Annotated in this window: 15 protein-coding genes; all 15 read left to right on the top strand. The window is 75.8% G+C overall.

The features are described from left to right. Positions 1-105 precede the first annotated feature (105 nt). The 15 genes from C8054_RS23765 (at position 106) to C8054_RS23695 (ending at position 14,684) form a co-directional block, all read left to right on the top strand. On the top strand, positions 106-435 hold the full coding sequence (locus C8054_RS23765) for a TcmI family type II polyketide cyclase (RefSeq protein WP_107160353.1): 330 nt from the start codon (positions 106-108) through the stop codon (positions 433-435). Beyond that, on the top strand, positions 432-2,162 hold the full coding sequence (locus tag C8054_RS23760; RefSeq protein WP_107160351.1) for an acetyl-CoA carboxylase carboxyltransferase subunit alpha: 1,731 nt from the start codon (positions 432-434) through the stop codon (positions 2,160-2,162). Before C8054_RS23765 ends, C8054_RS23760 begins: the two co-directional genes overlap by 4 nt. Next, positions 2,162-2,641 carry an acetyl-CoA carboxylase biotin carboxyl carrier protein gene (accB, locus tag C8054_RS23755; protein ID WP_107160349.1) on the top strand — a complete coding sequence of 160 codons (480 nt, stop codon included), beginning with the start codon at positions 2,162-2,164 and terminating at the stop codon, positions 2,639-2,641. The genes C8054_RS23760 and accB overlap by 1 nt, the downstream gene beginning before the upstream one ends. Then, the gene (locus tag C8054_RS23750) at positions 2,641-4,122 is read left to right on the top strand and encodes an acetyl/propionyl/methylcrotonyl-CoA carboxylase subunit alpha (protein ID WP_107160347.1); all 1,482 of its coding nucleotides are present in this window, start codon (positions 2,641-2,643) and stop codon (positions 4,120-4,122) included. Before accB ends, C8054_RS23750 begins: the two co-directional genes overlap by 1 nt. Beyond that, positions 4,119-4,826, top strand: a complete 708-nt coding sequence (locus C8054_RS23745; protein ID WP_107160345.1) for an SRPBCC family protein — start codon at positions 4,119-4,121, stop codon at positions 4,824-4,826. Before C8054_RS23750 ends, C8054_RS23745 begins: the two co-directional genes overlap by 4 nt. Further along, positions 4,823-5,233: a cupin domain-containing protein gene (locus tag C8054_RS23740; protein WP_107160343.1), complete on the top strand. Its 411-nt coding sequence runs from the start codon at positions 4,823-4,825 to the stop codon at positions 5,231-5,233. Before C8054_RS23745 ends, C8054_RS23740 begins: the two co-directional genes overlap by 4 nt. Then, the gene (locus C8054_RS23735) at positions 5,230-6,501 is read left to right on the top strand and encodes a beta-ketoacyl synthase (RefSeq protein ID WP_107160341.1); all 1,272 of its coding nucleotides are present in this window, start codon (positions 5,230-5,232) and stop codon (positions 6,499-6,501) included. The genes C8054_RS23740 and C8054_RS23735 overlap by 4 nt, the downstream gene beginning before the upstream one ends. 55 nt (positions 6,502-6,556) lie before the next feature. After that, on the top strand, positions 6,557-7,804 hold the full coding sequence (locus C8054_RS23730; RefSeq protein WP_107160339.1) for a beta-ketoacyl synthase N-terminal-like domain-containing protein: 1,248 nt from the start codon (positions 6,557-6,559) through the stop codon (positions 7,802-7,804). A gap of 245 nt (positions 7,805-8,049) precedes the next feature. Further along, entirely contained in the window at positions 8,050-9,435 is a 1,386-nt protein-coding gene (locus tag C8054_RS23725) for a class I adenylate-forming enzyme family protein (RefSeq protein WP_107160337.1), read from the top strand. Between the two features lie 206 nt (positions 9,436-9,641). Further along, positions 9,642-9,905 (top strand): acyl carrier protein, encoded by a 264-nt coding sequence (locus C8054_RS23720; RefSeq protein WP_107160335.1) that lies wholly within the window; start codon positions 9,642-9,644, stop codon positions 9,903-9,905. Next, positions 9,905-10,150: a hypothetical protein gene (locus tag C8054_RS23715; protein ID WP_107160333.1), complete on the top strand. Its 246-nt coding sequence runs from the start codon at positions 9,905-9,907 to the stop codon at positions 10,148-10,150. The genes C8054_RS23720 and C8054_RS23715 overlap by 1 nt, the downstream gene beginning before the upstream one ends. Further along, a complete protein-coding gene (locus tag C8054_RS23710) occupies positions 10,143-11,315 on the top strand; it encodes a beta-ketoacyl synthase (RefSeq protein ID WP_107160331.1) in 1,173 nt (390 codons plus the stop codon). Before C8054_RS23715 ends, C8054_RS23710 begins: the two co-directional genes overlap by 8 nt. Beyond that, positions 11,312-11,830: a beta-ketoacyl synthase chain length factor gene (locus C8054_RS23705; protein WP_233220113.1), complete on the top strand. Its 519-nt coding sequence runs from the start codon at positions 11,312-11,314 to the stop codon at positions 11,828-11,830. Before C8054_RS23710 ends, C8054_RS23705 begins: the two co-directional genes overlap by 4 nt. Continuing rightward, complete coding sequence (locus C8054_RS23700; protein ID WP_107160329.1) at positions 11,827-13,446, top strand: class I adenylate-forming enzyme family protein; 1,620 nt, start codon at positions 11,827-11,829, stop codon at positions 13,444-13,446. Before C8054_RS23705 ends, C8054_RS23700 begins: the two co-directional genes overlap by 4 nt. Further along, entirely contained in the window at positions 13,443-14,684 is a 1,242-nt protein-coding gene (locus C8054_RS23695; protein WP_107160327.1) for a beta-ketoacyl synthase, read from the top strand. Before C8054_RS23700 ends, C8054_RS23695 begins: the two co-directional genes overlap by 4 nt. Positions 14,685-14,706 lie beyond the last annotated feature (22 nt).

Raw genomic sequence — 14,706 nt, 5'->3', positions numbered from 1 at the left:
ATCGAGCCCGGTTGACGCCCGGTTGACGGCCCGGGCGGCACCGTGGGCCATCCGTGCGGCGTGACCGGTCCGCCGCGCACCGGGACCCACCAGGGGAGGCCGCGAATGGACCGCTCGCTCATCGTCGCGAAGGTGGTGCCCACCGCCGAGGACCGGGTCGCCGAGATCTTCGCCGAGTCCGACGCGACCGAGCTGCCCGGCCTGGTCGGCGTGCGGCACCGGTCCCTCTACCGGCTGCACGACCTCTACGTGCACCTGCTGGAGACGGAGACGCCGGCGCACAGCGCGGTGGAGGACGCCCGCGGACATCCCGAGTTCGTCCGGATCAGCGAGCGGCTGCGGCCGTACATCTCGCCGTACCTGCCGACCTGGCGTTCGCCCCGCGACGCCATGGCGCACTGCTTCTACCGGTACGACGCCGGGCGGCGGCCGTGACCACCACCGCGCCCCGCGACGAGCAGCTCTGGTCCCGCTGCGACGGCTGCGCCTCGCTGCTCTACCGCAAGCGGCTGCGCCGCAACCTGGACGTCTGCCCGGAGTGTGGCACGCACACGCGGCTGGACGCCCCGGACCGGGTGGCGCAGCTCGTCGACCCGGACTCGTTCGTCCCGCTGCCGGACCGGGCGGTCCGGGTCGACCCGATCGACTTCGTCGACGCGCTGCCGTACCCGCACCGGCTCGGCGCGGCCCGCGCCGGCACCGGCCTGGACGAGGCCGTGCTCTGCGGCACCGCGCGGCTGGGCGGGCATCCGGTGGCGCTGGCCGTGATGGACTTCCGCTTCCTCGGCGGCAGCCTGGGCTGCGCGGTCGGTGAGCTGATCACCCGGACCGCCGAGCGGGCGCTCGCCGACAGCGTTCCGCTGGTGCTGGTCACCGCGTCCGGCGGGGCGCGGATGCAGGAGGGCGCGCTGTCGTTGATGCAGATGGCCACCGTCAGCCAGGCCCTCGCCGGGCTGCGTGAGGCGGGTCTGCTGACGGTCAGCGTGGTCACCGATCCCACGTACGGCGGGGTGGCCGCGTCGTTCGCCACCAACACCGACGTGGTGCTCGCGGAGAGCGGCGCCCGGCTGGGCTTCGCCGGCCCCCGGGTGATCCGCCAGGTCACCGGTGCCGCGCTGCCCGAGGGTTTCCAGACCGCGGAGTACCTGCTCCGGCACGGACAGGTCGACATGGTGGTGCCCCGGCACGCGCTGCGGGGACGGCTGGCCGCGCTGCTCGCCGCCGCCGGGGCCGCCCGCCGGCCCGCCCCGCCGGCACGGCGGCCGGCCGCCGCCGGGGCGCCCGCTGTCGCCCGGCCGGCCCGCGACCCCTGGGAGACGGTACGCACCGCCCGGCACCCCGGCCGGCCGACCACGCTCGACTACCTGGAGACCGCGTTCGACGGCTTCGTCGAGCTGCACGGCGACCGGCTGGGTGCGGACTGTCCGGCGGTCGTCGGCGGCGTCGCCCGGCTCGACGGCCGGCCGGTGATGGTGATCGGCCACCAGAAGGGACACACCACCGCCGAGTTGGTGGCCCGGAACTTCGGCATGGCCAGCCCGGCCGGGCACCGCAAGGCGCTGCGGCTGATGCGTCTCGCGGCCCGGCTGCGGCTGCCGGTGGTGACGCTCGTGGACACGCCCGGCGCGGACCCGGGGGTGGCCGCCGAGCAGCAGGGTCAGGCCGCGGCGATCGCGGAGAACATCCTCGCGTTGAGCGTGCTGCCCACCCCGGTCGTCGCGGTGGTCACCGGTGAGGGCGGCAGCGGCGGCGCGCTGGCCCTCGCCGTCGCCGACCGGGTGCTCATGCTGGAACACGCCGTCTACTCGGTGATCAGCCCCGAGGGCTGCGCCGCGATCCTCTGGCCGGACAGCGCCGCCGCCCCGCAGGCCGCCCGGGCGCTGCGGCTCACCGGCGCCGACCTGTGCCGGCTCGGCGTGGTCGACGAACTGGTGCCGGAGCCGGACCCGGCCGCGCACGGCGACCCGGCGGGCGCGGCCGAGCTGCTGCGCCGGGCGGTAGCGGCGAACCTGGCCCCGCTGCTCACGGTGCCGCCGGCCACGCTGGTGCGCCGCCGCCGGCAGCGGTTCCGCCGTTTCGGCGCGGCGCGATCCGTGGACCCGTCGGCCCGCGCCACGGCGCCGCCGCGTCACGCCGTCGACGACCGGCCGGAGGTGGCGTGATGCCGGACGCCGGGGCCGAGCAGGTGCTGGACGGGCTGCGCCGACAGGCCCGCAAACTCGTCGACGACCTGGCCGGGCCGGTCCGCCGGGTGCGGCTGCGCAGCGGCGACGCGGCGCTGGAGGTGGAGTGGCACGACCCGGTGCCGCCGCTGCCGCGTACCGGCGGGGGACCGGCCGGTGAGCCGGTGGCGCGGGCCGTCGCGCAGGTGACGCCCGATGCCGACCGGACGACCGTGCGGGCGCCCGTGGTGGGCACGTTCTACCGCGCCCCCGAGCCCGGCGCGGCGCCGTTCGTGGCGGTCGGCGACCTGGTCCGGCCGGGTCAGGTGATCGGCATCGTGGAGGCGATGAAGCTGATGAACGAGGTGACCGCCGGTCAGGCCGGCCGGGTGGTCGAGGTGCTCGTCCCCGACGGCAAGCCGGTCGAGTACGACCAGCCGCTGGTCGTCCTCGACCCCGACCCGGGTCGGGACGCCTGATGTTCGACAAGGTGCTGATCGCCAACCGCGGCGAGATCGCGCTACGGGTGCTGCGGGCCTGCCGGGAACTCGGCGTCCGCACGGTGGTGGCGCACTCCAGCGCGGACGCCGACTCGCTGCCGGTGCGGCTGGCCGACGAGGCGGTCCGGATCGGGCCGGCGGCCAGCCGGCGCAGCTACCTCAACGCCGCGGCGATCGTCGAGGCGGCCCGGCAGACCGGCGCGCAGGCCGTCCACCCCGGTTACGGCTTCCTCTCCGAGGACGCCGACTTCGCCGAGATCTGCGCGGAGAACGGGCTGGTCTTCGTCGGTCCGCCGCCGCAGGTGATGGCCGCGCTGGCGGACAAGTCCACCGCCCGCGCGTTGATGAGCCGGGCCGGCCTGCCGCTGCCGCCGGGCAGCGTGCGGACGCTGCCGACCGTCGCCGAGGCGCAGGAGGTGGCCGCCGAGGTCGGCTACCCGGTGATCGTGAAGGCCGCGGCCGGCGGCGGCGGACGCGGCATGACCGTGGTGCGCTCCGCCGCCGAACTGCCCCGGGCGTACGCCCGCACCCGCGCCGCCGCGCAGGTCGCCTTCGGCGACGACCGGGTGTACGTCGAGCGCTACCTCGCCGACGCCCGCCACGTCGAGGTGCAGGTGCTCTGCGACAACCACGGCAACGGCGTGCACCTGGGCACCCGGGACTGCTCGGTGCAGCGCCGGCACCAGAAGCTCGTCGAGGAGGCGCCGGCGCCCGCGCTGCGACCGGCCACCCTGGACACGCTCGCCGAGGTCGCGCTGCGCGGCGCGCTGTCGGTCGGCTTCACCGGCGCCGGCACCGTCGAGTTCCTGGTGGACGACGCGGAACGCGCGCACTTCCTGGAGATCAACTGCCGGATCCAGGTGGAGCACCCGGTCACCGAGATGGTCACCGGCGTCGACCTGGTGCAGGAGCAGTTGCACGTGGCCGCCGGCACGCCGCTGCGGCTGCGGCAGTGCGACGTGCGGCTGCACGGGGTGGCGATCGAGTGCCGGGTCAACGTGGAGGACCCGGACCGCGACTTCGCGCCCGCCCCCGGCCGGCTGGAGCGGTTCCACCCGCCCGGCGGCCCGTTCACCCGGGTCGACACGCACGGACACGCCGGCTACCTGGTCAGCCCGCACTACGACTCGCTGCTGGCCAAGGTGGCGGTCTGGGCGCCGGACCGGGCCGCCGCGCTGGACCGGCTCGACCGCGCGCTGGCCGAGTTCGACGTGGCCGGACCCGGCGTGCGGACCACCATCCCGTTCGCCCGGCGGGTGCTGCGCGACCCGGCGTTCCGGGCCGCCCGGCACACCACCGGGCTGGTCGAGCGCCTGCTCACCCCCGGCGACGCCGGCACCGACACCGGCGACAGCGACCACGCCGCCGGGCCCGACCCGCGCGCCGGAACCGACCCGACCGGCCGCATCCCCGTACCCGCCGTGCCCGCCACCGGCCCGACCACCTGGAGGAACCCATGACCGTCGCCCCCGACCGACCGCTCGCCAGCGAGATCGCCGACATCCTGGTGACGCACTGCGGCCTGGACCCCGACGTCGCCGCCACCACCCCGGCGGCGAGCCTGGAGGAGCTGGGCATGGACTCGCTGGCGCTGCTCGAACTCGCCGCGGTGGTGGCCGACCGGTGGCGGGTGAAGATCCCCGAGCAGGCCGGCGAACTCAGCATCGCCGGCGTCGCCGACCTGGTGGCCCGCCGCGCGGACCCGCCGGGGCACACCGAGAACGCGGTGGACATCCTCGCGCCGCTGCCGCTGGTCTGGGACATCACCAACGACGTGGCCCGGTGGACCGAGCTGTTCACCGAGTACGCGGTGGCCGAGATCCTGCACCGCGACGGCGACACGGTCCGCTTCCGGCTCACCATGCACCCGGACGAGAACGGCGTGGCGTGGAGCTGGGTCAGCGAACGCACCGCCGACCCGGCCGCCCGCGAGGTGCACGCCCGGCGGGTGGAGACCGGTCCGTTCGAGTACATGCGCATCCACTGGCGCTACGCGGAGATCCCCGGCGGCACCCGGATGACCTGGACGCAGGACTTCGCCATGAAGCCCACCGCGCCGGTCGACAACGCCGGCATGACCGCGCGGATCAACACCAACAGCGCGATCCAGCTCGCCGTGATCAAGGAGAAGATCGAGCGGGCGTACGCGGGAGGCGCGCGATGACCGACACCACCACCGCCCGGGTCTCCGTCCACGACGTCCCCGCCGACCGACGGCGCGGCGGCGAGCTGCGGGTGCTGCTCGGCCCGAAGACCGTCGGCAGCACCTCCGGGTTCATGGGGGTGGCCGCGCTCGCGCCGGGGGAGCGGATCGCCGAGCACTACCACCCGTACAGCGAGGAGTTCCTCTACGTGGCGCGCGGCGCGATCACCGTCGACCTGGACGACCAGCCGGTCCCGGTGGCCGCCGGGGAGGCGCTGTACGTGCCGAAGGACGTCCGGCACCGGCTGCGCAACACCGGCGACGAGCCGGCCGAGGTGGTCTTCCACCTCGGTCCGCTCGCGCCCCGCCCGGAACTCGGGCACGTCGACACCGAGAGCGCCGCCCCGCCGCCACGGGAGCCGTCGTGACCGGCCGGCGCACCGTGGTCACCGGCGTCGGCGTGGTGGCCCCCGGCGGCGCCACCCGGGACCGGTTCTGGAAGACCATCACCGAGGGGCGGACGGCCACCCGGCGGATCAGCTTCTTCGACCCGTCGCCGTTCCGCTCGCGGATCGCCGCCGAGTGCGACTTCGACCCCGACGCCGCCGGCATCACGCTCGCCGAGCGGCAACGCGCCGACCGGTACGTGCAGTTCGCGCTCGCCTGCTCCGCCGAGGCGCTCGCGGACAGCGGGCTGACGCTCACCGACGCCGAGCGGGAGCGGACCGGGGTGGTGCTCGGCACCGCCGTCGGCGGGACCATGGCGCTGGAGCAGGAGTACGTCCGGGTCAGCGACTCCGGCCGGCACTGGCTGGTCGACCACGCGCTCGGCGGGCCGTACCTCTACCAGGCGCTGGTGCCCAGCAGCCTGGCCGCGGACGTGGCCTGCCGGCACGGCCTGCACGGCCCGGCGCAGGTGGTCTCCACCGGCTGCACCTCCGGCATCGACGCGATCGGGTACGCCCACCAGCTCGTCGCCGACGGCGAGGCCGACATCGTGCTGGCCGGCGCCGCCGACTCGCCGATCTCGCCGGTCACCGTCGCCTCGTTCGACGCGATCGGCGCGACCAGCCCGGACAACGACGACCCGGAGCACGCGTCCCGGCCGTTCGACGCCGACCGGCACGGCTTCGTGCTGGCCGAGGGCGCGGCCGTGCTGGTGCTGGAGGAGGCCGGACACGCCCGCCGCCGGGGCGCGCACGTCTACTGCGAGGTGGCCGGCTACGCCAGCCGCAGCAACGGCTTCCACATGACCGGCCTGCGCCCGGACGGCGCGGAGATGGCGGTGGCCATCACCGACGCGCTGCGCCAGGCCCGGCTCGCCCCGTCGGCCGTGTCGTACGTCAGCGCGCACGGCTCCGGCACCCGGCAGAACGACAGGCACGAGACCGCCGCGTTCAAGCGCGCGCTCGGCCCGGCCGCGTACCGGGTGCCGATCAGCTCGATCAAGTCGATGGTGGGGCACTCGCTCGGCGCGATCGGCTCGATCGAGATGGCCGCCTGCGCCATGGCCATCGAGTACGGCGTCGTCCCGCCCACCGCCAACTGGACCACCCGGGACCCGGAGTGCGACCTGGACTACGTGCCGAACGAGGCCCGCGAGGTGCCGGTGGACGTGGCGCTCTCGGTGGGCAGCGGGTTCGGCGGTTTCCAGTCCGCGATGGTGTTCCGCCGACTCGCCGTGGCACCGGCGTGAGCGCGAGGAGTGAGCCGGGGTTGCGAGCCCCGCAGTCGCGAACAAGGACGGAACCATGACGGCCCGGGCGGTGGTGACCGGCATCGGCGTGGTCGCGCCCAGCGGGGTCGGCGCGGACGCGCACTGGGCCACCGTGCTCGCCGGCACCCGGCGCACCGGTCCGATCACGCTGTTCGACCCGGCCGGCTATCCGACCCGGGTGGCCGGCGAGGTGGCGGACTTCGACCCGGCCGGGTTCGTCGGGACCCGGGCGCGGGTGCAGACCGACAGGTGGACGCACCTCGGGTTCGCCGCGACCGGGCTGGCGCTGGCCGACGCCGGGCTGCCGGAGGTCTCGCCCGACCCGTACCGCTGGGCGGTGACGCTGGCCAGCTCGTCCGGCGGCAACCTGTTCGGGCAGCGGGAGCTGCAACGGCTCTGGGGCGGGTCGAGCCGCACCGTCGGGGCGTACCAGTCGATCGCCTGGTTCTACGCCGCCAGCGTGGGACAACTGTCCATCCGCCACCAGTTCAAGGGGCCGTCCGGCGTCACCGTCTCCGAGTCGGCAGGTGGGCTGGACAGCCTGGCGCACGCGGTACGCACCGTCCGGCGCGGCACGCCGGTGGTGATCGCCGGCGCGACCGAGTGCCCGCTGAGCCCGTACGCGCTGGCCTGCCAGCTCCGCACCGGCCTGCTCAGCGACGTCGCCGATCCGGCGCGCGCGTACCGGCCGTTCGACGCCGCGGCGAGCGGGTACGTGCCGGCCGAGGGCGGCGCGGTGTTCGTGGTGGAGGAACTGGGGCACGCGTTGGAGCGGGGCGCCCGGATCTACGGGGAGATCACCGGCTGGGCGGCCACCCACGACGCCACCCCCACCGACGTGGCGGCCGGCCCCGACCCGACCCACTACGCCCGTGCGCTGCGGCTGGCCCTGGAGCGGGCCGCGGTCCGGCCGCATGACGTGGACGTGATCTGGCCGGACGCGCTCGGGGTGCCGGCGTACGACCGGGCCGAGGCGAGCGCGCTGCGTGCCGTGTTCGGCGACCGGACCCCGCCGGTGACCACGCAGAAGCCGCTGACCGGCCGGGCCCACCAGGGCGGGTCGGCGTTGGACGCGGCCACCGCGCTGCTGGCGTTCTCCCGTGGCGTGCTGCCCGCCTCGGCGGGGCCGGACGAGCCCGCGCCCGGGTGCGAGCTGACGTACCTGCGGGAGCCGCGCCGGCCGCGCAGCCGGATCGCGCTGGTCGGGGCGCGCGGCTTCGACGGGTTCAACAGCGCGTTGGTGCTGCGCGGCGCCGCGCCGCCGCCCGCCGTCGACCGCTGACCCGCCCTCCCCGGGGGCGCCGGTGGTCGCGCACGGCGACGCGGCCGGCGGGCCACTGTGCCGGCGTGCGCCCGATCCTGCCTGTCCGATCGAGCCTGAGCAATCCACCCAGCCGCTGTTTTGGATCTAGCCATTTGCATCTGGTGATGCCGGGAAGGCCCTCGTAGTGTTCCGGGCAGCGAACGCGAAGGGCATTCTTCTCGGGCGGGTTCCCCGCCCATTTTCAGGCTGGGCGGTGGCGGGTCGTGACCGGGGCGCAAGATGCCGTATCGACGGCGGGCTGGGTGGACGACATCCTGCTCGCCGGGCGCGACAGCGACGTCTGTCTCCGCCTGCCCGACCCGGTCGACCGGGGCACGTTGCGCCGGCTGGTCGGCGAGGCCCAGGCCCGGCTGACCGGGGCCGGGCTGCGCGCCGGCGGCGCGGCGGCGCTGCGCCTGCCCCCGTCGCTGGCGTACGTGGCGCACCTGCTGGCCACCTGGCGCACCGGCGCCCAGGCGGTGCTGCTCGACCACCGGCTCACCGACCACGAGGTCGACCGGGCGCTGCGCCGGCTCACCCCGCAGGTGGTGGTCGCGCCGGTGCGCTCCGGCGGCGGCGCGCTGCGCGTCTTCGTCGACGTCGACGCCGGCGTCACCGCGTACTCCGACCGTCCGGCCGGCAGCCCGCACGCGGTCATCCAGCTCAGCTCCGGCTCCACCGGACCGTCCAAGGTGATCGGCCGCACCGCCGCCGACCTGGTCGCCGAGGTGCGTCGCTACACCGAGATCGACGGGGTGGCGCGGCCCGGCGAACGGATCATCCTGCTGCCCAGCATGGTGCACGTGCTCGGCCTGGTCGGCGGCCTGCTCTACGGCCTGCACGCCGGCGTCGAGCTGTGCCCGCCGGAACGGCTCAGCGGCGACGCCGTGCTCGCCGCGATCGCCGCCCAGGACACCCCGGCCACCGTGCTCGGCGTGCCGTTCCACATCGGGCTGCTCGCCTCCACCGTGCCCGCCGGCCCGCTGCCCCAGTTCGCGCGCATGACCACCGGCGGTGAGCTGGTGCCCGCCGCGGTGGCCCGGGCCTTCACCGACCGCTACGGCGTCCCGCTGGGCAACATGTACGGGATGACCGAGGTCGGCGTCATCGGCACCGACCTGTACGGGCGGAACCGTCCCGCCATCGCGCCGGCCCCGGGCATCCGGGTCCGGGAGCAGGACGGTGAGCTGTGGGTGAGCTGCCCGGCGAACCCGTACGTCGGGCTCGCCGACCCGACCCGCTGGGCCGACGGCTGGCTGCACACCCGCGACGCCGGCGTGGTCGACCCGGAGACCGGGCTGGTGACGATCCGGGGCCGGCTCGACTCGCAGGTGTCGGTGGGTGGCCTGAAGGTCGACCTGACCGAGGTGGAGGCCACCGTCGCGGGCCTGCCCGGGGTGACCGCCGCGGTGGTGGTCTGGGACGACGGGATCAGCGCCTACGTGCAGACCGACGGCGCGACGACCGAGGAGACGCTGGACCACCTGATCGCCGAGCGGCTGGCCGGCTTCAAACGGCCCCGCACGCTGCACCTGCTCGACCAGTTGCCCCGCACCACCACCGGCAAGCTGGTCCGCTCCGCCCCGGCGCTGCGGGACGCGGCCACGTGACCGGCCCGCTGCGCGAGCACCACCGGGCGTCCGCCGGCCGCCCGGCCCACCCCGATCCCCGCCCCGGACCGGCCGGCGCGCCACCCGTGCGCCGGAGCAGCCGCCGCGTCAGCTCCCGCTGGACGCCGGCGGACCGGCCGGCCCACCCGGACACGGTGTCCCGACCGGGCACCGGAAACTGGTTACCCCGAAATGAGGTTCCACCCATGCGCGACGAGGTCCGCACCTTCGTCATCGACCAGCTCGCCGACATGAACTACGACGTCGAGGACCTCGACGACGGCACCACCCTCGGCCCCTCCGGCGTCGACCTGGAGTCGCTGGCGCTGGCCGACCTCGCCGTCCGGGTCGAGGACCGGTACGGGTTGAAGTTCGCCGACGACGAGTCGGAGAAGCTGGCCCTGATGACGGTCGGCGAGTTCACCACCATGGTCGCCGACCGGGCGGCTGCGAACAGCGACAACTCCTGATGTCCGGTCAGCCCGACCTGGGGCGAGCTGACCTGGTGCAGATGCTCGCCGAACTGACCGCGAAGCCCACCGATCAGGTCCCGGACCGGCTCGGCTCGATGGAACTGGCCTGGCTGGTGCACCTCGTCGAGCAGCGGTTCGACCGCCGGCTGGACCTGACCGACGACCAGGTCGCCGGCGTCCGCACCGTCGACGACGCGTTGACCGTGTTCCGCGCCTCGCTGACCGCTCCCGCAGATGGCTGAGCGGGGCCCCGTACGGATCATCGGCATGCACGCGGTCAGCGCCCTCGGCAGGGGCGCCGACGCGCTGCTGTCCGGGGTGCTCACCGGCGCCCCGGCGTTCCGCCCGGTGCGCCGCTTCGACACCACCGGCCGCCGGGTCACCGTGGCGGCCACGCTGCCGGACGTCGGCACGCTCGCCGACGAGCTGGCCGACGCGATCGACCGCGCCGGCCGGGCCGCCGGGCTGGACCGGGCCGACCGGGCGGGCACGGCGCTGTTCCTGGCCACCCACGGCGGGCCGCACTCGCTGCCCGTACCCGAGCGGCCGGCGGAACCGTCGGACGTGCCGGGCGCGGCGGACGGCGGGCGGCTCGGGCCGCCGGTGCCGGCGCTCGCCGGTCACCTGGCCGACCGCTGCGGCCTCGGCGGACCCACCCGGGTCTACACCAGCGCCTGCGTCTCGGCGAGCACCGCCGTCGCCGACGCCGCCGCGCTGATCCGGCGCGGCGACCTGGAACGGGTCGTGGTCGCGGCCGGCTACCTGGTCGAACCCGACCAGTACGCGCTCTTCGACGCCGGCCGGGCGCTCGCCACCGACGGGGCGGTACGCCCGTTCAGCGCCGGCCGGAAAGGGCTGCTGCTCGGTGACGGGGTGGCCGCGGTGGTGCTGGAGTCGGCCGACGTCGCCGCCCGACGGGGCGCGCCGACGCTGGCCACGGTGGCCGGTTGGGGCCGCACCGGGGACGCGTATCACGCCTGCCAGCCGCACCCGGGCGGGCTCGGGCTGGCCCGGGCGGTCGAGTCGGCGCTGCGCCGTGCCGGGCTGCCCCCGGCCGAGGTCGGCTACGTCAACGCCAACGCCACCGGCACCCCGTTCAGCGACGCCTCGGAGGCGGCGGCACTGGGGTGCGTCTTCGGCGCCCGCGCCGGGCGGCTGCCGGTGAGCGCCACCAAGTCGGTGCACGGGCACGCGTTGGAGGCGTCCGGACTGCTCGAACTGGTGGTCACCGTGCTGGCGCTGGGGCACGGCAAGCTGCCGCCCACCGCCGGCTGGCTGGCCCCGGACCCGGACTGCCCGCTCGACGTCATCCGCGACGCCCCCCGACCCGCCTCCACCCCGTACGCGCTGAGCCTCAACGCCGCCTTCGGCGGCGCCAACACCGCGCTCCTCGTGGGTGCCCCGTGACCGCGGGGCGGTCGGCGTGGGCGGTGCTGGCCGAGGCGCGCTGGCCGGAGGACGGGGACGGGGCGCCGCCCGGGGTGCCGGGGTTCGTGCACTCGCCGTTCCACCCGCTGGTGGTGGCCGTCGCCGAGCGGTGCCTCACCCGGCGGTACGGCGCCGGGCCGTTGCCGGCCGACAACCGGACGGCGGTGGTGCTGGTCAGCGCCGGCGGCGACACGGCCGGGGCGGCGCACGTCCGGCAGACGGTGGCCGCCGGCGGGCGGGTCGGTCCGCTGTTCTTCTTCCAGTCGGTGCCGAACAGCGTGGCCGGGCACGTGGCGGCGCGCTGGGGACTGGACGGGCCGGTGGTGTGCCTGAGCCCGACCGGGGACCCGCGGGCCGAGGGCGAGGCCGAGGCGGACCTGCTGTGCCACGACGGCGACGCCGCGCAGGCGTTGCTGATCCTGATCGAACCGGCACCGGACGGAGCGCCGGGCGAGGCGACCGCGGTGCTGCTGGGGGAGGAGACACGTCAATGAGGACGAAAGGTCTACGCGGCGCGCTTGCCGCCGACACCGAACTGGGCGCGGGCAACGTGCTCGCCCGGGTGCTGGCCCACGGCGCCGACCCGGACGGGCCGGGGCTCACCTTCGACACCGCTGTCGACGGCCACCCGGCCGAGACCCCGCTGACCCTGGGCGAGCTCGACCGGATGGTCACCGCCCGGGCGGCCTGGCTGCACGAACGCGGCGTGCGGCCGCGCGATCCGGTAGCGGTCTGGGCCGGCACCGCCGCCGACATGGTGCTGTCGTTCCTGGCGCTGACCCGACTCGGTGCCATTCCGGCGCTGATGAACGGCCGGCTGCGCCCGGAGATCGCCGCCGAGTACATTCGCCGGCTGCGCGCCGCCGGCGTGCTCGCCGACGCCGACCACGCCGCCGCGCTGGCCGGGCACGACCTGGGCGCCCCGCTGCTCGGTGAGCCGGCCCACGCCGGTGCCGGTGATCCGGCCGCCGCGCCCGCGCACTACCGGCACCACCCCGACGACCCGATCGTCATCACGCACACGTCCGGCACCACCGGCGTGCCGAAGGCGGTGCTGCACTCGCACGCCAGTCTCTTCGCCGCCACCCGGCACCTGCTGTCCATGCCGCAGGCGCAGGGCACCACCCGGATCCTCAACGCGCTGCCCGCCCCGCACACCGCCACCGTGCTCATGGTCAACCAGGCGTTGGGCAACCGCGCCCAGATGTACCTGCTCTCCGAGCAGGGCGGCGAACGGGTGCTCGACGCGATCCAACGGTGGCGGCCGGACGGGGTCTTCGGCTTCTCGATGACCTGGGCCGAACTTGCCCGTTTCGACCTGTCCGGCTACGACCTGGACTCGGTGCGGCTGTGGTTCAACACCGGCGACTGCTCGCACGAGCCGCACGTGCGCCGGCTGGTCGCGGTCGGCTCGCGGGACGTGGTGACCCGCGCCGGGGTGACCCGGGTGCCCGGCTCGGTGTTCATCGACGGGTTGGGCTCCAGCGAGATGGGGCACTCGATGTTCCACATCACGCACACCGTGGACACCGACCGCTACGGCCGCTGCGTCGGCCGCCCGTACCGGTTCGCGCGGGTGGCGGTGCTCGACGCGGACGGCAACGAGCTGCCCGCCGGGCAGGTCGGCTGGCTGGGCATCGACTCGCCGTCGCTGTTCCGGGGCTACTGGAACGACTCGGTCACCACCTACCGGTTCCGGCTGCGCGGCTGGTACCTCACCGGCGACCTGGTGTACGCCGACGACGACGGCCGCTACTACCACCTGGACCGGGCGGTCGACTCGGTCGAGGTGGCGGGCGGGAAGCGGTTCTTCACCGCGCTGTCCGAGGAGCGGATCCTCGCCGCCTGCGCCGACGTCACCGACTGCACCGTGGTGATCGTCAAGGAGGCCGACGGCACGGTCACCACCGACGTGCTGCTGGAGCTGGCGGCCGGCGCCGACCCGGCGCAGGACCGCACCGCCGCGATCCGCGCGGCGCTCGGCCCGGACGTGGCCGCCACGCTGCGCCGGGTGGTGCCGGTACGCGCCGAGGACATCCCGGTCACCGTGACCGGCAAGGTCCGCAAGGTGGCGCTGCGCGAGCGCTACCTGACCGAGGCGCCGTCATGACCGCCGTGATCACCGGCATGGGGCTGTTCACGCCGGCCGGTCGCGGCGTCGCGGCGACGTTCGACGCGCTGCTCACCGGCCGCTCCGGTCTGCGCCGTCCCCCCGAGGGGCACCCCGCGCGGGACAGCCTCGAGGTGGCCGGCGTGCTGCCCGACATCGACCCGCGCAGCGTCGCCTCCGGACCGGAGACGAAGGTGCTCGACCGGGTCGTGCTGCTCGCCCTGCTCACCGCCGCGGAGGCGCTCGCCGACGCCGGCATCGAGGTGGGGCGCGACGTCGACCCGGAGCGGATCGCGGTGATCGTCGGCGGCGTCGGCGGGATGGCCACACTGGAACGTCAGGTCGTGGCCCGCGCCGAACGCGGCCGGGCGGCGGTCAGCCCGTACCTGCTCACCGGCATCCTGCCGAACATGCCGTCGGCCCGGATCGCCATCGCGCACGGCATCCGCGGCTACAGCTCGTCGGTGGGCACCGCCTGCGCCTCCGGTGCCCAGGCCGTCGCCGACGGGGTACGCCTGATCCGCGCCGACGAGGCCGACGTGGTGGTCTGCGGGGCGAGCGAGGCACCGCTGTTCGGCACGTTCGCCGACACGTTCGGCAACGCCCGGGCGCTGGCCCGCGGCTGGGACGAGCCCACCGAGGCGAGCCGTCCGTTCGACAAGCGGCGCAACGGCTTCGTGCTCGCCGAGGGCGCGGCGCTGCTGGTGCTGGAGCGGGCCGGGCACGCCGCCGCCCGGGGCGTCACCGGCTACGCCGAGGTCGCCGGCTACGGCACCAACACCGACGCGTACCACCCGACCGCGCCGCGGCCGGACGGCGCCGGGGCGGCCGCGTGCATGCGCCGGGCGCTCGCCGCCGGCGGGATCGGGCCGGCGGACGTCGGCTACGTCAACGCGCACGGCACCGGCACCAAACTGGGCGACATCGCCGAGACGACCGCGCTGGCCGACGTGTTCGGCGTCGGCGGCGTGCCGGTCAGCTCCACCAAGGCGCTCACCGGGCACCTGCTCGGCGCGTCCGGCGTGCTGGAGGCCGCGGCCACCGCGCTGGCGCTGCGGCGCGGCCTGCTCCCGCCCACCTACCACCTGGACGACCCGGACCCGGAGTGCGAGGCGGACCACGTCCGCGCCGTGCCCCGGTCCACCCGGACCGACCACGCGCTGTCGAACTCGTTCGGGTTCGGCGGCCAGAACGTCAGCCTGCTGCTGCGCCGGGTCGCCACCCCGGCCGCGGCCTGACCGGAGACTCCATGCCCGGGCG

Source organism: Micromonospora sp. RP3T (assembly GCF_003027925.1).
Classification (GTDB): domain Bacteria; phylum Actinomycetota; class Actinomycetes; order Mycobacteriales; family Micromonosporaceae; genus Micromonospora.
Note: the sequence above shows the minus strand (reverse complement) of the source record. Positions and strands in the feature narration are given on the sequence as shown.

What these genes read in the sequence shown, in the direction of transcription:
- C8054_RS23765 (WP_107160353.1), top strand. Translation starts at nt 106, where the DNA reads ATGGACCGCTCGCTCATCGTCGCGAAGGTGGTGCCCACCGCCGAGGAC.
- accB (WP_107160349.1), top strand. Translation starts at nt 2,162, where the DNA reads ATGCCGGACGCCGGGGCCGAGCAGGTGCTGGACGGGCTGCGCCGACAG.
- C8054_RS23750 (WP_107160347.1), top strand. Translation starts at nt 2,641, where the DNA reads ATGTTCGACAAGGTGCTGATCGCCAACCGCGGCGAGATCGCGCTACGG.
- C8054_RS23745 (WP_107160345.1), top strand. Translation starts at nt 4,119, where the DNA reads ATGACCGTCGCCCCCGACCGACCGCTCGCCAGCGAGATCGCCGACATC.
- C8054_RS23740 (WP_107160343.1), top strand. Translation starts at nt 4,823, where the DNA reads ATGACCGACACCACCACCGCCCGGGTCTCCGTCCACGACGTCCCCGCC.
- C8054_RS23730 (WP_107160339.1), top strand. Translation starts at nt 6,557, where the DNA reads ATGACGGCCCGGGCGGTGGTGACCGGCATCGGCGTGGTCGCGCCCAGC.
- C8054_RS23720 (WP_107160335.1), top strand. Translation starts at nt 9,642, where the DNA reads ATGCGCGACGAGGTCCGCACCTTCGTCATCGACCAGCTCGCCGACATG.
- C8054_RS23715 (WP_107160333.1), top strand. Translation starts at nt 9,905, where the DNA reads ATGTCCGGTCAGCCCGACCTGGGGCGAGCTGACCTGGTGCAGATGCTC.
- C8054_RS23710 (WP_107160331.1), top strand. Translation starts at nt 10,143, where the DNA reads ATGGCTGAGCGGGGCCCCGTACGGATCATCGGCATGCACGCGGTCAGC.
- C8054_RS23700 (WP_107160329.1), top strand. Translation starts at nt 11,827, where the DNA reads ATGAGGACGAAAGGTCTACGCGGCGCGCTTGCCGCCGACACCGAACTG.
- C8054_RS23695 (WP_107160327.1), top strand. Translation starts at nt 13,443, where the DNA reads ATGACCGCCGTGATCACCGGCATGGGGCTGTTCACGCCGGCCGGTCGC.